At 33.7% G+C, this 21,900-nt stretch carries 19 protein-coding genes; 3 read left to right on the top strand and 16 right to left on the bottom strand.

From position 1 onward, the window contains the following. Positions 1-27 precede the first annotated feature (27 nt). The 5 genes from ABGB03_RS12470 to ABGB03_RS12450 all read right to left on the bottom strand — a co-directional run bounded on the left by ABGB03_RS12470 (position 28) and on the right by ABGB03_RS12450 (position 5,642). Positions 28-429, bottom strand: a complete 402-nt coding sequence (locus ABGB03_RS12470) for a hypothetical protein (RefSeq protein WP_347922902.1) — start codon at positions 427-429, stop codon at positions 28-30. 151 nt (positions 430-580) lie between these two features. Continuing rightward, positions 581-859 carry a hypothetical protein gene (locus tag ABGB03_RS12465; protein ID WP_347922901.1) on the bottom strand — a complete coding sequence of 93 codons (279 nt, stop codon included), beginning with the start codon at positions 857-859 and terminating at the stop codon, positions 581-583. A gap of 75 nt (positions 860-934) precedes the next feature. Then, positions 935-2,671 (bottom strand): M14 family metallopeptidase, encoded by a 1,737-nt coding sequence (locus ABGB03_RS12460; protein WP_347922900.1) that lies wholly within the window; start codon positions 2,669-2,671, stop codon positions 935-937. A 5-nt stretch (positions 2,672-2,676) separates the two neighbouring features. Next, positions 2,677-4,305 (bottom strand): M14 family metallopeptidase, encoded by a 1,629-nt coding sequence (locus ABGB03_RS12455; protein ID WP_347922899.1) that lies wholly within the window; start codon positions 4,303-4,305, stop codon positions 2,677-2,679. A gap of 101 nt (positions 4,306-4,406) precedes the next feature. Then, positions 4,407-5,642, bottom strand: coding sequence for a glycosyltransferase N-terminal domain-containing protein (locus tag ABGB03_RS12450; protein ID WP_347922898.1), 1,236 nt, complete (start codon positions 5,640-5,642; stop codon positions 4,407-4,409). A 102-nt stretch (positions 5,643-5,744) separates the two neighbouring features. On the opposite strand from ABGB03_RS12450, the gene ABGB03_RS12445 reads away from it, so the two are divergent. From ABGB03_RS12445 to ABGB03_RS12435, 3 genes are read left to right on the top strand one after another with little or no spacing between them, the layout of a single operon-like run. Continuing rightward, positions 5,745-6,878 (top strand): DegT/DnrJ/EryC1/StrS family aminotransferase, encoded by a 1,134-nt coding sequence (locus ABGB03_RS12445; protein WP_347922897.1) that lies wholly within the window; start codon positions 5,745-5,747, stop codon positions 6,876-6,878. Continuing rightward, positions 6,871-7,896 (top strand): UDP-glucose 4-epimerase GalE, encoded by a 1,026-nt coding sequence (galE, locus tag ABGB03_RS12440; RefSeq protein ID WP_347922896.1) that lies wholly within the window; start codon positions 6,871-6,873, stop codon positions 7,894-7,896. Before ABGB03_RS12445 ends, galE begins: the two co-directional genes overlap by 8 nt. Positions 7,897-7,938: 42 nt before the next feature. Continuing rightward, the gene (locus ABGB03_RS12435) at positions 7,939-9,216 is read left to right on the top strand and encodes an amidohydrolase family protein (protein WP_347922895.1); all 1,278 of its coding nucleotides are present in this window, start codon (positions 7,939-7,941) and stop codon (positions 9,214-9,216) included. A 40-nt stretch (positions 9,217-9,256) separates the two neighbouring features. On the opposite strand, the gene lspA is transcribed toward ABGB03_RS12435, so the two are convergent. The 11 genes from lspA to ABGB03_RS12380 all read right to left on the bottom strand — a co-directional run bounded on the left by lspA (position 9,257) and on the right by ABGB03_RS12380 (position 21,798). Further along, positions 9,257-9,754 (bottom strand): signal peptidase II, encoded by a 498-nt coding sequence (lspA, locus tag ABGB03_RS12430; RefSeq protein ID WP_347922894.1) that lies wholly within the window; start codon positions 9,752-9,754, stop codon positions 9,257-9,259. Between the two features lie 6 nt (positions 9,755-9,760). Beyond that, positions 9,761-10,648, bottom strand: a complete 888-nt coding sequence (fabD, locus tag ABGB03_RS12425; RefSeq protein WP_347922893.1) for an ACP S-malonyltransferase — start codon at positions 10,646-10,648, stop codon at positions 9,761-9,763. Between the two features lie 122 nt (positions 10,649-10,770). Next, complete coding sequence (locus ABGB03_RS12420; protein ID WP_347922892.1) at positions 10,771-12,327, bottom strand: FAD-dependent protein; 1,557 nt, start codon at positions 12,325-12,327, stop codon at positions 10,771-10,773. A 94-nt stretch (positions 12,328-12,421) separates the two neighbouring features. Beyond that, a complete protein-coding gene (locus tag ABGB03_RS12415) occupies positions 12,422-12,820 on the bottom strand; it encodes a VOC family protein (protein WP_347922891.1) in 399 nt (132 codons plus the stop codon). A gap of 124 nt (positions 12,821-12,944) precedes the next feature. After that, positions 12,945-13,880, bottom strand: coding sequence for a dihydrofolate reductase (locus tag ABGB03_RS12410; protein ID WP_347922890.1), 936 nt, complete (start codon positions 13,878-13,880; stop codon positions 12,945-12,947). Between the two features lie 109 nt (positions 13,881-13,989). Further along, the gene (locus ABGB03_RS12405; protein WP_347922889.1) at positions 13,990-16,767 is read right to left on the bottom strand and encodes a T9SS type A sorting domain-containing protein; all 2,778 of its coding nucleotides are present in this window, start codon (positions 16,765-16,767) and stop codon (positions 13,990-13,992) included. Between the two features lie 124 nt (positions 16,768-16,891). Beyond that, on the bottom strand, positions 16,892-17,716 hold the full coding sequence (locus ABGB03_RS12400) for a thymidylate synthase (RefSeq protein WP_347922888.1): 825 nt from the start codon (positions 17,714-17,716) through the stop codon (positions 16,892-16,894). 90 nt (positions 17,717-17,806) lie between these two features. Next, positions 17,807-19,201 (bottom strand): nucleoside transporter C-terminal domain-containing protein, encoded by a 1,395-nt coding sequence (locus ABGB03_RS12395; protein ID WP_347922887.1) that lies wholly within the window; start codon positions 19,199-19,201, stop codon positions 17,807-17,809. Positions 19,202-19,300: 99 nt separating this feature from the next. Beyond that, positions 19,301-19,909 (bottom strand): bifunctional nuclease family protein, encoded by a 609-nt coding sequence (locus tag ABGB03_RS12390; protein WP_347922886.1) that lies wholly within the window; start codon positions 19,907-19,909, stop codon positions 19,301-19,303. A 164-nt stretch (positions 19,910-20,073) separates the two neighbouring features. Continuing rightward, the gene (locus tag ABGB03_RS12385) at positions 20,074-21,030 is read right to left on the bottom strand and encodes an electron transfer flavoprotein subunit alpha/FixB family protein (protein ID WP_347922885.1); all 957 of its coding nucleotides are present in this window, start codon (positions 21,028-21,030) and stop codon (positions 20,074-20,076) included. Between the two features lie 21 nt (positions 21,031-21,051). Then, on the bottom strand, positions 21,052-21,798 hold the full coding sequence (locus ABGB03_RS12380; RefSeq protein WP_347922884.1) for an electron transfer flavoprotein subunit beta/FixA family protein: 747 nt from the start codon (positions 21,796-21,798) through the stop codon (positions 21,052-21,054). Positions 21,799-21,900: the final 102 nt, after the last annotated feature.

Genomic DNA, 21,900 nt, shown 5'->3' with positions numbered 1-21,900 from the left:
TTACAAAATTTGAACTTTAAATAAGTTCTAGTTTTTTATCATATCAGCTGCTTTGTTAGCATCTTTTTTAGCGTCTTCTACTACATCTTTTGCCTTTTCAACAGATTCCATAGAAAGTGCTTTTAACTCTTCTAATGCTTGTTTAGCTTCTTCAACTTTTTTGTCAGCAGCTATTTTAGCATCTCCTACTGCATTTTTTGCAGCTTCTTGAGCTTCTGCTAATGCTTTTTCTGCATTTTCTACAAGTTCGTTACCTGCTTTTTTTGCTTTAGCTACAGCGTCTTCAGTTTCCTCAACTACGTCTTTAGTGTTTTCAACAACTTCTGTCATAGTTTCTTCAACTTCCTCTGAAGCTTTTTTGTCTTTACAAGACGTAAATGTTAAGCCTAATGCTAAAACAAATGCAGTACTTAGAAATAATTTTCTCATTTTAGTGATTTTTAGTGATTTAATTTAGTTTTTAAAAATATGATTATTTAATCGACAAACTATCGATATGTAAATAACTAATACTATTTACGTTTATAATTCAGTTTTGGATTTTTAGTAAATAAAAAAGTCTTATAATGCTGTAAGATCTTTATTTATTTTTAATCTGTTTGATTTTTGTATTCATTTTTTCAAGCCATTCAAAATGTTCTTTAATCTTTAAACGCCTTTCTTCAAGGGTTTGAAATTTCTCTTCTCTTAATTTTTGTAGTTCAAGTTTTTCAGCCTCTCTATTTGCTAATTTTTGAAGCTTATCTTTTTCTCGCTTTTTTTTTCTTCGCGCCTCAAGAATCTCTGGCATCCAAGAATATAAATACATAGCTCCAAAAAAAAGAACCATTGCAAGTATCATTTTTAAACCATCTGCCATAATCTAAATATATGAAAAAAGCTCTAAACAATTCATTTAGAGCTTTTTTTATTTTAGAAATGATACTAATTAGTATTATTTATTTGAGACAACGCCTCCTTTTTCACTATCTACAGTAATTGTATAATTGGAGTTTCCTTTAATAATCCACCGTACTTTTACAATACTATTTCCAGGTATGTTTGCGACTCTTAATGTTTCAGGGTTGGTTTTTTGTTCTTCGGTAAACCCAAAATCTTCATTAGTAATAATCATTCCAGCAACCACATTTGTACCTTTTATAGAAATGTAATCTGGTCTAGTAATTTTGTATTTTAAATCTTGACTTGCATGTGTAGGCATAAGTCTATCATTCTTTATATAGGCAGTAACCTCGGTTAACCCACCACCTATTTTCTTTTCTTTAACTTGATCAATAGATAAATTTGGCATATGAAAGGCATGATAAAATGTAAATGCCATGTTACGATGCAACTCTTCTTCTAACATAAATCCTGGAGTTGCACGTCCAATGTTTTTTCTAAATCCTCCAATTTCTATCTCACCATATGTTGGGTGGTTGTATGGTTTCCATTCAGTAAAAGCATCACCTAATAACAAATCTTTTTCAAAATTATACATTTGGTTTCTATCTCTTTCATTAGTCTTATAATAAGCAAAAGAGCTGAATATTTCATTGGTAAATGTATAGACACCACGACTACCATAGAACCAGTCTAATTCGCCTCCAAATACAGAATATAAATCTTTGTAAACTACCATATAGCGATACCCAGGCATCATTTCTTCTCCTTTTTTACCTATGGCATCATAGATAGCGATATCTGCTCTATTATATGTAGATAGATCTTCTTCGGCACCTGGTCCTCTTAAAATCATCCCACCAGAGTTATGAAAACTTTGCGCACCAGCAATATTTGGATGTTTTAGTACAAAATCTGCAACGGCTCTTGTTTCTGGAGCTGAAAAAGGATACTTGTAAGCACCACCTTGGATATAATCTGGTTGCCATTTCCAAGCCCAATCTCTATTAGGGTCATAGTAACCAGGACGATCTTCATTAACACGACCATCGCCATCATTATCTATTCCTTCAGAGCCTAGGTTTTCATAACGTTGAGCTGTTACAACATCATCAGGACCAACTTGAATCATCATTCTTGGGTCTTTTGGGTCAATAATCATGTTCCCATTCGGATTTTTACGACGCATACTTGTAACCGAGCCATCACCATCTAAATCTTCAAGACCATCTTCATCAAACAAACCATCTCTATCATCATCTAAAGCTATCATTCCAGCTCTTGGACTACTTCCTGTATTGGCTTCTTTCATATAATTATTCCTAGCATCAGGATTGATGGTTGGAACGATATAAAAAACACGATCATTAAGCATATTTGTGATATAGTCAATATCTCCAAAATTTTCGGTTAAATACCAAGCTGTATATGTGCTAATTTCAGCACCTTGAATTTCATTAGAGTGTATGTTACCATCAATATAGAATCCAGGTTTTCTATCGGCATCTCCTACTTTGTAATTGGTAATAGCCATCATCCAGATGTCTCTTCCTTCAGTAGATTTTCCAATAGATTCTCTTCTTACTAAGTTTGGATGAGCATCAGCAATTTTCTTGCTTATAGCTGCAAGTCCTTCAGCTGTATAGTATTTGTTAAAAGAAATTTGAACTTTAGGGTTGTGAGGTGAACCTGCAGCTCTAAATATTTCTTCGGCTTTTTGTGCATTTATTGCTAATGGAACCATTAACATAATCGCAATTAAGAGTTTTATTTTGTTATGTGTTTTCATGATTCTTATTTTAAATTAATGGTTGTTGAGTCTGTTCCTGTGTGTGCAGCACCTGCTTCAATCGTTACAGAGCCTTTGCCTTTAATTAGCCATGTTAATTCTTCTGAACTGTCGCCATCAATACTGTCTATGAGTTGAACTTTTCTTCCAGAAACTACCTCTTGGTTGCTATTTAGTTTTAAATCAACTTTAATACGCCTTAACCATCGCGAGCGTTTACCCATTTCGGTATGTGTTGGTAATAGTCCCTTATTATGAATATTTAAGGTTACTCTAGTAAGACCATTATCTACTTTTTCGGTAGTAACATTTTCGATAGAAATATTTGGTTGCATTTTAGTCAGTTCAACAACAAAATCGGTATGTTTCGTGCTTATATCTCCAACCATATTATAAGGAGGGTTTGACATTTTAAATGGAGCAATACCTCCAACTTCAACTTTTTTATTTGGAAAATCAGGATGTTTTACCTCTTTCCAATCAACAAAATGGTTAGACAGATTTTCTTCTTCAGCCCATTGTAAAAAGTTTGCTTTATAGTTCTTTTTTGCTTTTACAGTAGAATCTCCTTTAAATTTTGGTGCCCACCAACCTGGAGTACTCATAGCTAATTTACCAAAGTGAAAATAAGACCATTCAAAAAATCCACCGCCTTTCCCATTGGCAGTTGGTGCGTCTTTGGTATCAGTAATTTTAGAGTATTTTTTTGAAATAAACTTATTTAACGCTTCATCGTCTTTTAAAATACTAGTCACTACTCTTTTTTTAGCATTTGCAGCATTATATTTTAAAGGATTTGATAAATTATTTGTTGGACCTAAAGTGATTATTGCATAAATATTCCATTGCTCATAAAGAAAATCTAAAAGTGCACGATGTTCTTTTTCAGAAACAGCATGCTCACCAGCTCCTGGTTTGAAATATGGAAAATTGTAAGTTAGATTTTTATTGAAATGAATTCCTCCGTCTCCATCTTCATTATAGTTTCCATCTTTATCATTATCAATCCCTTCACTATAGACTTTATAAGCACCTTTTTCACCTTCTTGAGCATCGGCTTTAACCATGATTCTTTCATCTTCTTTTAGCTTCACATAATCTCCAGTGACATCTTCAACTCTTATTAAAGTAATTAATCCGTCGTTATTTAAATCTTCAAAAGGGTCTTCATTAAAGAGGCCATCTCTATCATCATCAGTTTCCTTAGCATTTCCCAACTTATGATATTTAAGTGAAGAGAAATATTGTTGAGAAGCATGTGGACTCATGTTTGGAAAAATATAAAAAGTAGTATGTTCCAAAACATCTTTATGGTTGTTCAAAATATTTTCAGCAATATTTACAGCCATTTCTCTACTCAGTAATAAACTCCCATCAACACCTCCTACAATTGCAATTGCTGGATTGTTTTCAGGTTTTCCTTGAAATAAGGTTAAAGCCCAAATGTCATGCCCTCCAATAGTTTTTGTTAATGATTGAAGTTTTACATTTGAAGCATGTTTGCTTTTAATTTGTTTTAGTGCATTTGTTAACTCGTTATTATTTCTGTAATCTGATTGCGCAAAGATATTTACAGAAACGAGACACATACATATCCAAAAAAGTTTGAATATTGGTTGGTTGGTTTTAAACATAATGTGTGTAAATTTAGTTTATGATTATGAATAAGCCCTTCAAAGAGGACATCTAACAAACCTATTTGATATTTACATATAATCCAAACAAATTAAAAGCTTTAACGTTTGTTTAGGTATGTTAATATTTGTGCTACTGCGCCTTTGTTTTTAGAAATATAGTTAGCATTAAACTCACCAGATTTGATTCTTAAATCATCATTTTTAATTAATCGATTTAAAATAGAATCAAATTCAGTTTGGTTTTCAATACTGAACATGCCTTTATTATCAATCATAGCTTTAGCCTCTGGAAATTTCTCATGGTTTCCTCCAATAATAATGGGCACGCCAAAAACAGCAGGTTCTAAGGTGTTATGCAATCCTGTTGAACCCATAGCACCACCAACATAAGCGATATCACTATAACTATATATTTTCGATAAAATACCAATAGTATCAATTATAAAGACTTTAGCTTTGGTTAAATCAACGGAGTCTTTTTCAGAATAGAGTATGGCTAGTTTATTTAGTTTGTTTTTTAAACTTGAAATTTGACCACTCTTAATATTGTGAGGTGCAATAATGTATTTAGTGTTTGAACTATCATTATTAATAGAGTTAATAAATAAAGCTTCATCTTCTGGCCAAGTGCTACCAGCTACAATGCAAAGTTTATTTTGTTTGAAAGTTTCAATAAAGTGCAATTTATTGTTGATTTTTAATTGATTTGAAACCCGATCAAACCTAGTGTCACCAGAAACAGTAACCTCATGATAACCAATAGTATTTAAAAGTTTTTTTGATGTTTCATTCTGAACAAAAATATGTTTAAAAGCAAATAATGCTTCTTGCATCCACTTTCCAGAAGCTTTGAAAAAACTCTGATTTTTTCTAAATAACGCAGAAATTAAAATAGCATGAATTTGTCGCTTATTGATTTCTAGAAGGTAATTTGGCCAAATCTCATATTTCACAAAAACGATTAATTCAGGTTGTATCAAATCAAGAAATTGTTTAGCATTTTGCTTTGTGTCTAAGGGTAAATACACGACACAATCTGCAATAGGTGAGTTTTTTCGTATTTCAAAACCAGAAGGCGAGAAAAAGGAAAGTACAATTTTATGGTTAGGCTGTGAAGCTCTAATTTCTTCAAAAACAGGAAGTCCTTGTTCGTATTCACCAAGCGAAGCACAATGAAACCAAATAACTTGGTCTTTATCACTAATTTTATTTTTTAAGACAGAAAAAGTCTCATCTCTGCCTTGTACACCAAGTTTTAGTTTATTATTAAAAATGGCGGCTATTTTTATATGAAATGCGGCAATATGAGTTAATATGTTGTAAAGTCTTTTCAAAGTAATTTCTATAAAGCTAAAATACATTCTTTAATCTAAAATACATTCGCAAAAACCTACGAATTTTGTATTTTCGCTAACTAAGAAATTCAAATTCTACTGATGAAAAAAATACAAATGGTAGACCTTAAAGGTCAGTATGAAGAAATTAAAGAGACCGTTAATTCTTCTGTATTAGAAGTTATAGATTCTACAGCTTTTATTAATGGGCCTAAGGTTCATGAATTTCAAAAAAACTTAGAAGATTATTTAAGTGTAAAACATGTTATTCCTTGTGCAAATGGTACAGATGCGTTACAAATAGCCATGATGGGATTAGGGTTAAAAGCAGGAGATGAGGTTATTACTGCGGACTTTACCTTTGCTGCTACTGTAGAGGTTATTGCATTATTAGGTTTAACTCCAGTTTTGGTTGATGTTGAACCAAAGACCTTTAATATTGATATTGACGCCATAAAAAAAGCCATTACACCTAATACTAAAGCTATTGTTCCTGTACATTTATTTGGACAATGCGCAAATATGGATGCCATTATGGATATAGCCAAAGAGCATGGTTTATATGTCATTGAAGATAATGCGCAAGCTATTGGAGCGACATATACATCGTCTAATGGAACAAAGCAAAAAGCAGGAACTATTGGTCATGTGGCTTCTACATCATTTTTCCCCTCTAAAAACTTGGGATGTTATGGTGATGGTGGTGCCATTTTTACAAATGATGATGATTTAGCTCATATAATTAGAGGTATTGTAAATCATGGAATGTATAGACGCTATTATCATGATGTGGTTGGTGTAAACTCTAGATTAGACTCTATTCAAGCAGCTATTTTAAATACAAAACTTCCAAAATTAGACGTATACAATGAACGTCGAAAAAATGCAGCTAAAAAATATGATGAAGCTTTTAAGAATATTGAAAACATTATAATACCATTTAGAGATGGGGATAATGATAATCATGTGTTTCATCAATACACTTTAAAAATAACGAATGGTAAACGAGATGCTCTTGTAGAGCATTTAAACAACAACGGAATTCCTTGTGGTGTCTATTATCCTGTGCCATTACATAGCCAAAAAGCATATCAAGATTCAAGATATAAAGAAGAAGATTTTCCTGTAACTAATCAGCTTATAAAGGAAGTGATTTCATTGCCAATGCATACAGAGTTAGATGACGACCAAATTGCATTTATAACTAGTACTATAATTGATTTTATAAATGGCTAAAATACTTGTAACAGGAGGTTTAGGGTTTATTGGGTCACACACAGTTGTAGAGCTTCAAAATGAGGGTTTTGAAGTAATTATTATTGATGATTTATCAAATTCTTCGGAAGATGTTTTAGATAGAATTGCTTCAATAACAGGCATAAAACCTTTTTTTGAAAAACTTGACTTAAAAGAAAAGCCTAAAGTTCAATCTTTTTTTAAAAAGCATAGCGATATACAAGGAGTTATTCATTTTGCAGCAAGTAAGGCAGTTGGCGAAAGTGTTGAAAAACCACTTTTATACTATGAGAACAATATAAATACCTTGGTTTACGTACTTCAAGAAATACAACAACTTGAAACTGCTAACTTTATTTTCAGCTCCTCTTGCACAGTTTATGGACAAGCAGATGTTATGCCAATAACCGAAGACGCTCTAGTAAAAAAAGCTGAATCGCCTTATGGGAACACTAAACAAATAGGTGAGGAGATTATTCAAGATGTGTGCAAAATTAATAACGAGTTTAACGGCATCGCTTTACGTTATTTTAATCCAATTGGTGCGCATAAAAGTGCTAAAATTGGTGAATTACCAATTGGAGTTCCGCAAAATTTAGTGCCATTCATTACGCAAACTGCTATTGGATTAAGAGAACAATTGTCTGTTTTTGGAGATGATTATCCAACACATGATGGTACTTGTATAAGAGATTATATTCACGTAGTAGATTTAGCAAAAGCGCATGTAGTTGCATTGCAACGTTTGTTAAATGCGAAAAACACTTCAAATTTTGAAACTTTTAATATCGGGACTGGAAAAGGGAGCAGTGTATTAGATGTTATTAAATCATTTGAAAGAGTTTCTGGACAAAAGCTTAATTATATAATGACCGATAGAAGAGCAGGCGATATTATAGAGGCATATGCTAATACCAAAAAAGCCAATACTGTTTTAGGCTGGAAAGCACATTCTAGTTTAGATGATGCATTAGCTTCTGCTTGGAAGTGGGAGCAAAACATTCGAAAAAATCCCTAAATTAGAGGTTTAAATTTATAACATTTAACAATTAACCAAAAAATGAAAAAATTACTTTTTCTACTTACCATATTGCTATCATTTAGTATTACTGCCCAAAACACCTATTTACATTGTGGAAAATTAATTGATACTAAAACTGGAAAAGTTTTAAAAAATAAAACTTTAGTAATATCTGGTAAAAAAATTGAATCTGTTTTAGACGGATTTGTAAATCCTGAAAGAAATGATGATGTGGTCGTTGATCTAAAAACAAAAACTGTTATGCCAGGACTTATAGATATGCACGTGCATATTGAAGGTGAATCCAGTCCAAGCAGGTATATGGATACATTTACTAAAAATGATGCTGATGTTGCTTTTGGATCTTTAAAATACGCTAAAAAAACACTTATGGCTGGTTTTACTACCATTAGAGATTTGGGCGGAAGTGGCGTTAATATTTCATTGCGCAACGCTATTAATAGCGGTGAAGTTAAAGGTCCAAGAATTTTTACAGCTGGGAAAGCTATTGGTACAACAGGAGGACATGCCGACCCAACTAATGGACTACGTAAAGACCTTATGGGAAATCCAGGACCAAAAGAAGGAGTTGTTAACAGTGTTGATGATGCTAAAAAAGCGGTAAGACAACGCTATAAAGATGGTGCCGATAATATTAAAATCACTGCTACAGGTGGTGTTTTGAGTATGGCTAAAAATGGACAAAACCCACAGTTTACCTTAGAAGAAATACAAGCTATCTGTCAAACAGCAAAAGATTATGGAATGATTATCGCTGCTCACGCCCATGGAGATGAAGGTATGCAACGCGCAGTAATTGGAGGTGTTACGACGATAGAACATGGAACTTTAATGAGTGAAGAAACCATGGATTTAATGATAAAACACGGGACGTATTATGTACCAACTATTATTGCTGGTAAAAAAGTAGTTGAGAAGGCAAAAATTGAAGGATATTTTCCAGCGATTATTGTCCCTAAAGCTTTAGAAATTGGACCAAAAATCCAAGCAACTTTTGGTAAAGCTTATAAAAAAGGTGTTAAAATTGCTTTTGGTACAGACGCAGGAGTTTTTAATCATGGAGAGAATGGAGAAGAATTTGGTTATATGGTTGAAGCTGGAATGTCTGAAATAGAAGCCATTCAATCAGCAACTATTACAAACGCTAAAGTATTAGGAATGGGTAATGAACTTGGACAAATATCAGAAGGTTTTTTAGCAGATATCATTGCTACGGATGATGATCCAACTAAAAACATAAAGACTATGACTAACATAGTTTTTGTTATGAAAGAAGGTAAAATTTATAAAAAATAAGCAGTATCAATTAACAGCCTCAACATTGTTGAGGCTTCTTTTATGTCTTTACTTTGTCTTTTTTTCGTTGTTTTAAACTAGACCAAAGTATTAATATCATTCCAGTAGTTACAGATAAATCTGCAATATTAAAAATACCAGTACTTACAAAACCTAGGTCTATGAATAGAAAATCGGTTACTCTACCGTAAGCAAACCTATCAAAAACGTTAGCAATCCCACCACCAACAACACACGAAAAGCCAATTAATGACAACCTATCCATTTGCTTTTCTTTAAACACATAATAAAGTACAAATAAAAGAACAGCTGCTGGTAATATTAGTAATAGAATTATTCTTAAGGGGTCGCTCAAATCACTACCCATTCCTAAAAAAGCACCTTTATTTTCAACATTTCTTAATGTAAGATAGTCACCAATTATTGGTGTACTACTACGAGGTTCTACCACAGCTTTTACCCAAAATTTTGAAATTTGGTCTGCTGCAATATTTGCAATAACCAATAGAATTATAGATGTGTTGCGAGATATATTCATCTAGGGTTAAGCTTCTAAAGTTGCTGATGCTGTTTCGGCTTCACGATGTATTTTCTTTACTAACCCTTGCAATACTTTTCCTGGACCTACTTCAGTAAAGTGTGTAGCTCCATCAGCAATCATTTGCTGTACAGACTGTGTCCATCTAACAGGCGCTGTTAATTGTGAAATTAAATTTGCTTTTATGTCATTTTCATCAATTACCGCAGTTGCAGTCACATTTTGATAAATTGGGCAGTTTGGTTTGCTAAACGTTGTGTTTTCAATAGCTGCTGCCAATTCTTCACGAGCAGGCTCCATCATTGGTGAGTGAAATGCACCACCAACAGGTAATACTAAAGCGCGACGAGCGCCTTCTTCTTTTAAGGCTTCACAAGCTCTATTAATAGCATCAATCTCACCTGAAATTACTAACTGCCCTGGACAATTATAGTTAGCAGCTACCACAACACCATCGGTTGTTGCACATATTTTTTCAACGACATCATCATCTAAACCTAAAACGGCAGCCATAGTACTTGGTTGAATTTCGCAGGCTTTTTGCATCGCTTGAGCGCGTTGAGAAACTAGTTTTAAACCATCTTCAAAAGTCAATGCTCCTGCAGCAACTAAAGCAGAAAATTCCCCAAGTGAATGTCCAGCCACCATGTCTGGTTTAAAATTTTCACCTAAGGTTTTTGCTAAAATTACTGAATGAAGGAAAATAGCTGGTTGTGTTACTTTAGTTTCTTTTAAATCATCAGCAGAACCTTCAAACATAATGTCAGTGATTGAAAAACCTAAAACTTCATTAGCTTTTTCAAAAAGCTCTTGTGCTAATTGAGAGTTTTCGTATAAGTCTAAACCCATTCCTGAAAATTGAGCTCCTTGACCTGGAAAAATATATGCGTTCATGTGTTTTATTTTGAGTTGCAAAAATAGGAATATTTTTTTTAGATGTAAGACCGCTTTGCTGTTAGATATTAGAACATAGACTTCACTCTAAATTATATTAAACCTAGAATATCTATCTATATTTACAATCCAACAATTGCGGCTTCCGCACAACGTTCACCATCCATAGCAGCAGATACAATGCCTCCAGCATAACCACCACCTTCACCACAAGGAAATAAGTTATGTACGTCTGGATGTTGTAAATTTTCATTTCTTGGAATACTTACAGGAGACGATGTTCTGGATTCTACACCAACAACATTGGCTTCAGCTGTGTAATAACCTTTCATTTTCTGTCCAAATGCGGCAAAGCCTTTTCGCAAATTACCACCTATCAGTTTTGGTAATAACGAATGTAATGGCGCCGATTTTAACCCTGGTTGATACGAAGTTGAATTTAAATCTCGAGATAAGTTTCCTTCAACAAAATCGGTGAGTCTTTGTGCTGGAGCAGTCTGCGTTCGCCCTCCAGACGTAAAAGCTAATCGTTCTAAATTCTTTTGATATTCCAACCCTTTTAGCGCACCAAATTGTTCATATTTTGGAAGGTCTTTATCAACATTTATTTCTACAACAATGCCTGAATTAGCAAATTCGTTGTTTCGTTTTGAAGGCGACATACCATTAACAACCACTTCGCCATTTGCTGTTGCAGCTGGTACAATAAAACCGCCAGGGCACATGCAAAACGAATACACACCTCTATCATTTACTTGTTGCACCAAACTGTAAGCAGCTGCAGGAAGTAATTCATCTCTTTTACCCGAACAATGATATTGTATGGAATCTATAATATGTTGAGGATGTTCTACACGAACTCCCATAGCAAATGATTTTGCTTCAAGTGCAACTCTTTTTTTATCTAATAAATAAAAAATATCTCTTGCAGAATGCCCTGTTGCTAAAATGACTTTTTCGGTTGTGAGTTCTTTATCGTTTTGTAATTGAATGGCTTGTATGTTATTATCTTTAATAATAAAATCAGTGACACGGCTTTCAAAATGAATTTCACCACCATATTTTAAAATGGTTTCTCGAATGTTTTGGACCACCTTAGGTAATTTGTTGGTGCCAATATGTGGGTGCGCATCTACCAAAATTTGTTCAGTAGCTCCATGAAATACTAAATTTTCAAAAATGCGTCTTACATCACCACGTTTTAAACTTCGGGTATATAATTTGCCATCACTATACGTTCCTGCACCACCTTCTCCAAAACAGTAATTAGAATCTTCATTCACATAATGGTCTTGATTAATAGCTTTTAAATCACGACGTCTGTCCTGTACATTTTTTCCTCGTTCTAAAACTATTGGTTTATAGCCTAATTCAATACAGCGTAAAGCAGCATACATACCAGCTGGACCAAAACCGATAATATGAATAGGTTTAGCTTTCGACACATCTTTGTAATCAAAATGATATTTGGAAGTTTCTGGTAATGGTTCTTTTATAAAAACAGAAACTTTATAATTAAACATAATTTTAGGCTTTCTGGCATCAATGGATTTTCGAAGAATTTTAATACCAGAGATATCGTGATGCGAAACGTTTAGAAATTCGGCAGATTTCTTTTGCAGAATATCCTGAATTCTTTCTTCTTTTAAAGAAATGCGAAGCTGAATGTCTTTTACCATAGCACAAAATTAGGTATATTTAGTAAGTATAAAAGAGAATTTAGAATATTGAATATTTATCATAGAGGTTTCATTATACAAGAATGCAGTTTCGCTATTTCAATTCTTCTACAAGTTGAATGTTGTTTCCACAAGTATCGTTAAAAACAGCAACCTTTACATTTCCCATTTCGGTTGGTTTCATGCTAAATTCTACTTCAAGTTTAGTTAATCGGTCATATTCTGCATCAACACTTTTAACGTCAAATTGGGTATAAGGATAACCTGCTTCCAGAAGTGCATCTTGATAAACTTTACAGGGTTTAAAATGTAATGGACCTGGTTCTAATAACAATTCTGGACCATCTTGCCATTCTGCCGAAACTAATGTTAGCCATCTATTTCCTCCACCTAATGGAAGATCTTTCTTTTTTAAGAAGCCTAGTTTTTTTGTATAAAAGTTTAAAGCTTTTTCTTGATCTCTGACTGGAATACTGATTAGTGTTACTTTCATCTTTAGTTGTTAATTAGTTTATAAATATTGGTCGTTTAATCTCGCAAATAATGCTGATATGAGCTAATTAATAAGTACTAAAAGACCTTAAGCAATTTCGATAAAAATAATTAGAGAGTCAAATCTAAACTCTTTGATAGGTTAAAAATGAAAACGCATATTCATGATTTTCGTCTTTATCATGAAAGGTATTACTGGTTTCTTTCCATAAAGAGGTATCTATCTTTGGGAAAAAGGTATCTGCTTCAAAGGAGTGATGCACTCTTGTAAGTTCAATTGTATCGGCCAAAGGCATGGCCTGTTTGTAAATTTCGCCGCCACCAATAACAAACGGTTGTGTGTCATTTCTAGCAGCATCAATAGCATCTTCTAAAGAGTTCACTACAATGACACCATCTGGAACTTTGTAATTTGCTTGACGCGTAATGACTACATGAATTCTATTAGGTAAAGGCTTTGGGAAGCTTTCAAACGTTTTGCGTCCCATAATAATATGGTGATTATTAGTTAGACGTTTAAATCGTTGTAAGTCGTCACTTAAATGCCAAATAAGTTTATTGTCTTTGCCAATAGCATCGTTTTCGCCTGCAGCTACAATAATTGTGAGCTTATTAGTTTTTTTTTTGGAGATGGCTTCTATCTTATTTTCAGGATTAGCTTCGTTATAAGCTTGACTTTGTGCTATGAGTTTTTCCTCTTTTATAAAACCTTCTTTTAGTTTGTTTATACGTTCTTGTTGTTTGGCAACGAGTTTATCTAACTGAGATTTTTCCCAATCTTTGTCCATAAACTTATTGGTAACAAATACATTAAAACAATGATAAAGAAACAGGAATAGCCAAGCAAAAGTTGCAAAAAGAAACCATTCTTTCCCAAAGAATTTCACGTCTTTGCCAATTCCTAAAACAGTATTTGCTAGTATTAAAAAAACGGAACCTATTAAAAATATTACAAAATGCACATATAAACGTTTCTTTTGTTTTATACGTTTTTGAGCATTTTGTATTAATTCTAGTTGTTCACTATCTATGGATGGAATATTTTTCTTTTTTCCGAACATATAACTATTCTATAATTATTAGTTACAAATTTAATTAAAATGGATTAGAAAATAAGAAAGGGTTTTGGTAATCACCAAAACCCTTTCAAAAATATCTTAAAAAGAAGTTTTACTTCTTAATAAATCGTTTAACACCTTTTTTACCATTTGAATTAATTTCTAAAAAGTATATTCCAATATTTAAGTTGTCGACATCTATTTGATTATTTTCTAAAACACCTCTCATAACATTCTGTCCAAGAGCATTGTGAATCATATAAGACGCATTGTCGCTTATTTCACTAGGCATGTTTAGGTTTAATCTATCTGCAACAGGATTAGGGTAAATTTTAATACTCTTGCTAATTTCATTGTCTTCAATTCCTAATACATGATTAATAGTTGCCTCAAACATACCATTACCATGAGTTCCAATAAGTAACTTATTGTCGTCTGGTCTATAAGCTAATGAACTAACTACTGCATAACCAATTAAATTAGGAGCTTCTCTAGTCCAGTCTACACCTGAGCCACCATTTACAGGGTTTGTAGAACTATATAGTCCCCTTGCTGTTCCTACTAGGTATAAAGCCTCTCCAGCAGTATTTGTAGTAATAGCTGCAGACCTAATAGAATGTGAAGATAAATTTCGTTCAGCTACGGTCCAAGTTGGCGTAGCAGCTGTTGCATCAGTCGTAATGTAAATGTTTGTTAAGCCATAGTTGGAATAAGTCAATAACACAATATCTGGATTTGTAGGGTGTATCGCTAAACCAGTAACCACACCAGAAGTTACTCCCGATGGTGTTATGTCTACTGCAGTATTAACATTTGCTGCATTTTGAGGGTCATCCAATCTTAAAACAGTTCCAGTATCACCACCCATTAGCAAATAACTCGAAGCAGGATTATAAGCTCCCCAACTTGCAGAGAATCTACTAAACCATTCATTAGCTCCACTAGTTCCAAAACCAGTAGGTGATCCCATGTTAGTCCAAGTGCCAGAAGTTACATTTGTAGCATCAGTAGTTCTATATAGAACTCCTTTTCCAGCATAATATAGGTTTTTATTGTTACTTTGATCTAAATGAAAATATGTAACAAATTGGCTAGTTGCACCTGTAGGCTCAATATCGGTCCATCCTCCAACATTTTTAAAAATTCGATAAATTGGACCTGCTTGGAAACCAACAAATACAGGAACATTGGCATTATCTCTGGAAATACCAACAGCGACACCATCTCCTCCCCAAATATTGGTTTGAGTAGTTAAACTTGCTTCACCAGCACTTAACCCTCCTTGATTAGTTCCATTGTCTTGAAGACCACCTACCACATAATCAGATGCTGATTGAGGGTCTATTGCTACATGGTAAAATTGTTGTGTTTGATAATCATTATTTAGATTAACCCAAGTGACAGGAAATGTACCACCTGTTGCAGTAATATCAAGAGTTTCACGAACTCCTCCATCTGTTCCAGAAATTAAATTACTGTTATTAAATGGATTAAAAACTAAAGCATGAATATCTGGATGATGGTTTGGATATTGTGCATAGCCACCAGCGGTAGCATATCCTCCAATTCTTCCAAAAGAACCAGCTGCAGTGATATCAGCCATTCTATAGGCATTTGTTCCACCAATAACTACGAAATTTTCATTATCTGGTTTTACGCTAACGACTAGGTCATAACCTCCTTGTACTGCAAGAGGGTCATTACCGTCACTACATCCACTTTCGTCTGGAAGTTTACCAGAGTAGTCTGTCCAAGTTGTAGTAGATTGGTCCCACATTACTAAATCGGCTTCAGGAGCTGCTATACCTGTACAATCTGATGATACACCATTAACGTATAGTACATACAGTTTATTCTGGTTTGATGGTGCTAAACCTAAAACAGCTCTTCCAGTTAGCTTAGTATGTATTGGTATTCCGCCGACAACAGCAGTTGGATACGTAGTATTGTCAGTAATTCTAGTCCAACTACCTTCACCGTTTGCTGAAGTCCATACACCTTCTCTATTAGCATCTTGATTTCCTGAAAATGCAACATAAACCCTACCGCCAGTTGTTATAACAACATCTGTAGCATACGAAGTATTTCCTCCAGAATTTGTTATTTCAATAACCCAAGTAGATGTGCCAACATCATATCTGTAAATTCGACCTCCTACTGCAGCAAATAAATCACCAGTTGTTGGATGAACTTCTAGTTTATAAACAATATCGAAGAAAGAATCATACGATTCATAAGTTCCAGTAGTACCAGCCATCGGCGACCAAGTTAATCCACTATCAGTAGATTTCCATATACCGTCACCTAAAAAGAAAGACCCTAATGATGCAGAGTTACCACGACCTTCACCAGTTCCATAATACCAAGTATTTAAATTGCTAGGGTCCTGTGTTATACTTGTAACACTATGTACTTCATCATTTGAAGATACTTTAGTCCAAGAAGTCCCCCCATTTGTAGTTCTAAAAACCCCGCCGCTAACACCTCCAGCAAGGATTGTGTTACCAGTTCCGTCACTTTGATCAAAAACAATGGTCCTAGTTCTACCACCAAGATTAGAAGGTCCTCTGTTTACAATAGAAGCATCAGGAGCTCTTAAGTTATCTCCACCATCTATTCTGATTTTTGCTTTCTTAGAATTTTTAAATTCCAATTCTTTTTCTTCGATTGGAATTTCACCTGTTGTAGGATTGGCTTGTAGCTTATATTCATATAGCGCTCTTTCCTCAGCATATTGTGCACGTAATTCAGGTGTTTTTTTAGGTAATTTTGGGCGAGAAGCAATTTTTTTATCTTCAATATTTACGTCTTGCTGATCTTCTTGAGATGTAAATTTAAAAGCAATAAATGCCAAAATTAAAAATACTCCAATGGGTAATAGTTTCTTCATAGTTAATGTTTTAGTGTTTCTTTATAGAGATAGAGGGTTATAAGTTACTAAAATAAAGCTTTATACGTCAAAGACAAAATAATATTCGACGAATGGTAATACAGTCATAAAAATTTTGAAAATATTACACCGCAACAGTTCCTTTTATATGTGGATGCGGATTATAATCTATAAGTGTAAAATCGTCAAAAGTAAAATCAAAAATATTTTTAACTTCTGGATTTAAAATCATTTTTGGTAATGGTCTTATGTCTCTAGATAACTGTAATTCTAATTGTTCATAGTGGTTACTGTAAATATGTGCATCTCCAAAGGTGTGAATAAATTCACCAGCTTCATAACCACAAACTTGAGCCATCATCATTGTAAATAAGGCATATGACGCAATATTAAAAGGCACGCCAAGAAAAATGTCAGCACTTCGTTGATATAGTTGGCAAGATAATTTTCCATCAGCGACATAAAACTGAAAAAAAGCATGGCATGGAGGTAATGCCGCTTTTCCATTGGCTACATTTTCACTAAAAGACACAGAAGTATCAGGTAAAACCGAAGGATTCCAAGCAGATACAAGCATGCGTCTGCTATCTGGATTGTTTTTTAAAGTTTCAATAACTTCTTTTATCTGGTCAATTTCATCACTATTCCAGTTACGCCATTGGTGTCCATAAACTGGACCTAAATCGCCATTTTCATCAGCCCACTCATTCCAAATTCTAACACCATTTTCAGTAAGATAATTTGTGTTAGTATCTCCTTTTAAAAACCAAAGCAATTCATAAACTATAGATTTTAAGTGCAGTTTTTTGGTAGTCACCATTGGAAATCCTTTACTTAAATCAAAACGCATTTGATGTCCAAACACACTTTTAGTACCAGTTCCTGTACGATCTGCCTTTTCATTTCCACTTTCTAATACGTGTTTAACTAAGTCTAAATATTGCTTCATTATCTCTTTGATTTCGTGGAAATAAAAGTAAAAAAAAGCTCCAAAACTAAAAGTCTAGAGCTTATATTTATTTAAAAAGTTATTAACTGTTTATCCAATAATCATTCCTGCAATAGTCGCCGAAATAAGTGAGGCAATGGTTCCTCCAATAAGAGCTTTCATTCCAAATTTAGATAAGGTTTTTCGTTGTCCAGGAGCTAACGACCCAATACCTCCGATTTGAATGCCAATAGACGCGAAATTTGCAAATCCACAAAGCATATATGTTGCCATAATAACTGATTTGTTATAAGTTAAATGGGTAGCACTAGCTACATTTTTCAAGTCTGCTAATTGAATATAACCAACAAATTCACTTGCTGCAAGTTTGATTCCTAGGAGTTGTCCCATGAGAGCCATATCTTCCTTAGCTACGCCTAAAAGCCACATTAATGGAGCAAAAGCATAGCCCAAAATAAATTCAAGCGATAAACTTTTATAAGGTGTGTTTGCTACTATCCAATCATTTAGACCTCCTATTTGTCCTATTTGTAAAAAAATCCAATTACCCATTGCAATAAAAGCCACAAAAACTAACAGCATTGCACCAACATTTACTGCTAATTTTAAACCTTCGGTTGTTCCATTGGCGATAGCATCAAGAATATTCGTTCCAATCTTCTCTTGCGAAACAGAAACATCTGTATTTATGTTTTCAGTTTGAGGGTATAATATTTTTGAAATAACTATAGCGCCTGGAGCGGCCATAACAGAAGCTGCCAAAAGATGCTTAGCATACTGTAAACGAAGAACTGGGTCATCACCTCCAAGAAAACCGATATATGCAGCCAATACAGCACCAGCTACGGTCGCCATACCACCAATCATTACTAAAAGCATTTCAGATTTATTCATCTTTTCTAAATATGCTTTAATTAATAGAGGTGCTTCGGTTTGACCTAGAAAAATGTTTCCAGCCACACTTAAACTTTCTGCACCTGATATTTTAAGTAATTTAGAAAGTAACAATCCAAACGCTTTAACAATCCATTGAATAATACCTAAATAAAAGAGAACAGAAGTTAAAGCAGAAAAGAATATTATAGTCGGTAATACTTGAAAAGCGAAAATAAAGCCAAAAGTATCCATATCAACCACTAAACCTTCAAATAGAAACTGACTTCCTGCACGAGTAAAATCTAGCACTTTAACAAATAGTTGTCCGACAAATTCAAAAGACTTTTGAACAAATCCAACTTTTAATACACCTATGGCAATTAATAATTGAAATGAAAGCCCAATACCAACTGTTTTCCAATTGATAGCTTTTTTGTTGCTACTAAATAAATAGGCAATAAAAATGAGAGAAATCATTCCTAGAATACCTTTCCATATGCTAGTAAAAGAGGTGCCTTGACTTGGAACTATTTCAGTTAAAACTTCTTGTGCAAAAGTTGGTGTGATCACAAAAAAAATAGCTGCAAAAGCTAAGAAACATTTTTTCATAAAAGTAAATTTAAAAGTGACGAACACTCACGATGATTGGCTTTTAATAGAATTAGAAAAGCAAGATAAGGATTTATTTTGGATGATAGTTAGTAAAATCTAACGCTTCGACATTTCGTCTCTTATTCTTGCGGCAGTTTCATAATCTTCATTTGCAACAGCTTTATCTAACATTTTTTGAAGCTCGTCTAAAGTTTTTCCTTTAAAATTATCTTGACCAGATGAGGTTTCAATTTCTTCTGCAAGAACTTCATCAACTAGAATGTTATCAGCTTTTTGTTCATCCTCTTTATTTACTTTTAAATAAATTCCAGCTTTATCAAGAATGTTTTTATAAGTAAATATTGGTGCTTGAAAGCGTAAAGCTAACGCAATGGCATCACTTGTACGTGCATCAATAATTTCTTCAATTTTGTCGCGTTCACAAATTAGACTAGAATAAAAAACGCCGTCTACCAGTTTGTGGATAATAACTTGTTTTACAACAATATCAAATCTATCGGAGAAATTTTTAAATAAATCATGAGTAAGAGGTCTTGGAGGTTTTATCTCTTTTTCTAATGCTATTGCTATAGATTGTGCTTCAAAAGCTCCAATGACGATTGGAAGTTTTCGGTCTCCATCCACTTCACTCAAAATTAGTGCATAAGCACCATTTTGCGTTTGACTATAAGAGATTCCTTTTATGTTAAGTCTTACTAAACTCATAATATTTAAAACACAAAGAACTGTTTAAATTTAGACTTTACCAACTACCTAAGGTAGAATTAAGATAAACTAACCTCAAATTTCGCTAAAAGTTAGAAATTAGAAAAAGCAGTATCATTTTAAAGAGGATTTAAACAGTTCCTTGGTATTTAAAGTTAAAAAAATTATGCGTTTTGTGCTTTAAATTCTTTTAATTTTTCTATTAATTGTGGAACAACCTCAAATGCATCACCAACCACACCATAATCCGCAGCCTTAAAGAAAGGTGCTTCAGGGTCAGTATTAATGACTACTTTTACTTTAGAAGCATTAACACCTGCAAGATGTTGAATAGCTCCTGAAATTCCTATAGCAATATAAAGGTTTGAAGCTACTGGTTTTCCTGTTTGTCCAACGTGTTCACTATGTGGTCTCCAACCTAAATCAGAAACAGGTTTAGAACATGCAGTCGCTGCGCCTAGAACTTCGGCTAATTCTTCAATCATTCCCCAATTTTCAGGGCCTTTTAAACCACGACCTCCAGAAACTACTATATCGGCATCAGCAATAGATACTTTATCTGAGGCTTTATCTACTGATTGTACTTTATTGTCTGAAGTCACTAAATTTGGTGTGAAACCTTCAGCTAATGCACTTCCTGAGTTTTCAACTAACCCAAAAGAATTGTTAGAAACACCAACTATTTTAACTTCTGTATTAATTTCTGTTAGGCTAAATGCTTTGTTCGTAAAGGCTGTACGCTTAACAGTAAAAGGAGATGTGCTAGTAGGTGCTTCAATAACATTAGAAACATAACCTGCGTTTAACCCAACAGCTAATAATGGTGCTAAATACTTTGCGTCTGCACTTGAGCTTACAATTACTACTTTTGCATCTTCTTTTTCAGCAGCTTGTTTTAAGGCATCAGCATATATTTTAGCGTTGAATTCGTTTGTGTTTGTTATGTTTAATACTTTATCTACACCATAGTTGCCTAATTCGGAAGCATCACTAACATTAAAAGTAACTGCAGTAACAGTTGTTCCCATTTGCGAAGCCACAGCTTTTGCATAAGAAGCGACTTCTAAAGCAACTTTCTTAAATTTTCCTTGTTCTGATTCTGTATATACTAAAACTGACATGTTTTTAAATTTTGAGAATGATTAAATCACTTTAGCTTCATTGTGAAGTAAGCTTACTAATTCGTCGATATTATCTGGTGATACTAATTTTACAGCTCCTTTAGGTGCTGGTTTTTCAAATTTTACAGCAGAAGTTTCTGCGTTAGCATCTACAGGCTCCACCACAGTTAAAGGCTTTTTGCGAGCCATCATAATACCTCTCATATTCGGAATACGTAAGTCACTTTCTTCAACTAAACCTTTTTGCCCACCTATAATTAATGGTAAACTTGTTGAAATTGTTTCTTTTCCACCATCAATTTCTCTGGTAGCAGTCGCATTAGAACCATCAATTTCTAAACTAATACAATTGTTTACAAAATTGGCATCAGTTAGAGCAGCTAGCATTCCAGGAACCATCCCACCATTATAGTCAATAGATTCACGACCAGCTATTACTAAATCGTAACCACCATCTTTAACCACTTTTGCTAATTGTTTTGCTACAGCAAATCCATCAGTTGCAGGAATATTGACTCTAATTGCACTATCCGCACCTATAGCTAAAGCTTTACGCAATGTCGGTTCGGTTTCAGCTCCTCCAACATTAACTACATCAACAGCAGCACCTTGTTTTTCTTTAAACCACATAGCTCTTGTTAACCCAAATTCATCATTAGGATTTATTACAAATTGAACGCCATTTGTGTCAAATTTTGTGTCGCCTTCAGTAAAGTTAATTTTTGAAGTTGTGTCTGGCACATGGCTAATACATACCAATATTTTCATCTTACTTATTTGATTTTTTAAATGTAATTTTTTGAGGTTACGAAGGTAATTAAAATAATAATAATTTCCTATGCATGCATAATAAATTTTTAAAGTAAAGAT

It is taken from the genome of Pontimicrobium sp. SW4 (assembly GCF_039954625.1).
Lineage (GTDB): Bacteria > Bacteroidota > Bacteroidia > Flavobacteriales > Flavobacteriaceae > Pontimicrobium.
The sequence above is the reverse complement of the archived record's forward strand: the minus strand, read 5'-3'. Positions and strand labels throughout refer to the sequence as shown.

Excerpts from the sequence above, each read along its gene's own strand:
- ABGB03_RS12395 (WP_347922887.1), bottom strand. The coding sequence starts at position 19,201 with ATGAAAAAATGTTTCTTAGCTTTTGCAGCTATTTTTTTTGTGATCACA.
- ABGB03_RS12420 (WP_347922892.1), bottom strand. The coding sequence starts at position 12,327 with ATGGTAAAAGACATTCAGCTTCGCATTTCTTTAAAAGAAGAAAGAATT.
- ABGB03_RS12470 (WP_347922902.1), bottom strand. The coding sequence starts at position 429 with ATGAGAAAATTATTTCTAAGTACTGCATTTGTTTTAGCATTAGGCTTA.
- ABGB03_RS12380 (WP_347922884.1), bottom strand. The coding sequence starts at position 21,798 with ATGAAAATATTGGTATGTATTAGCCATGTGCCAGACACAACTTCAAAA.
- galE (WP_347922896.1), top strand. The coding sequence starts at position 6,871 with ATGGCTAAAATACTTGTAACAGGAGGTTTAGGGTTTATTGGGTCACAC.
- ABGB03_RS12435 (WP_347922895.1), top strand. The coding sequence starts at position 7,939 with ATGAAAAAATTACTTTTTCTACTTACCATATTGCTATCATTTAGTATT.
- ABGB03_RS12445 (WP_347922897.1), top strand. The coding sequence starts at position 5,745 with ATGAAAAAAATACAAATGGTAGACCTTAAAGGTCAGTATGAAGAAATT.
- ABGB03_RS12390 (WP_347922886.1), bottom strand. The coding sequence starts at position 19,909 with ATGAGTTTAGTAAGACTTAACATAAAAGGAATCTCTTATAGTCAAACG.
- ABGB03_RS12415 (WP_347922891.1), bottom strand. The coding sequence starts at position 12,820 with ATGAAAGTAACACTAATCAGTATTCCAGTCAGAGATCAAGAAAAAGCT.
- ABGB03_RS12465 (WP_347922901.1), bottom strand. The coding sequence starts at position 859 with ATGGCAGATGGTTTAAAAATGATACTTGCAATGGTTCTTTTTTTTGGA.
- ABGB03_RS12410 (WP_347922890.1), bottom strand. The coding sequence starts at position 13,880 with ATGTTCGGAAAAAAGAAAAATATTCCATCCATAGATAGTGAACAACTA.
- lspA (WP_347922894.1), bottom strand. The coding sequence starts at position 9,754 with ATGAATATATCTCGCAACACATCTATAATTCTATTGGTTATTGCAAAT.
- fabD (WP_347922893.1), bottom strand. The coding sequence starts at position 10,648 with ATGAACGCATATATTTTTCCAGGTCAAGGAGCTCAATTTTCAGGAATG.
- ABGB03_RS12385 (WP_347922885.1), bottom strand. The coding sequence starts at position 21,030 with ATGTCAGTTTTAGTATATACAGAATCAGAACAAGGAAAATTTAAGAAA.
- ABGB03_RS12455 (WP_347922899.1), bottom strand. The coding sequence starts at position 4,305 with ATGTTTAAAACCAACCAACCAATATTCAAACTTTTTTGGATATGTATG.
- ABGB03_RS12460 (WP_347922900.1), bottom strand. The coding sequence starts at position 2,671 with ATGAAAACACATAACAAAATAAAACTCTTAATTGCGATTATGTTAATG.
- ABGB03_RS12400 (WP_347922888.1), bottom strand. The coding sequence starts at position 17,716 with ATGAAGCAATATTTAGACTTAGTTAAACACGTATTAGAAAGTGGAAAT.
- ABGB03_RS12405 (WP_347922889.1), bottom strand. The coding sequence starts at position 16,767 with ATGAAGAAACTATTACCCATTGGAGTATTTTTAATTTTGGCATTTATT.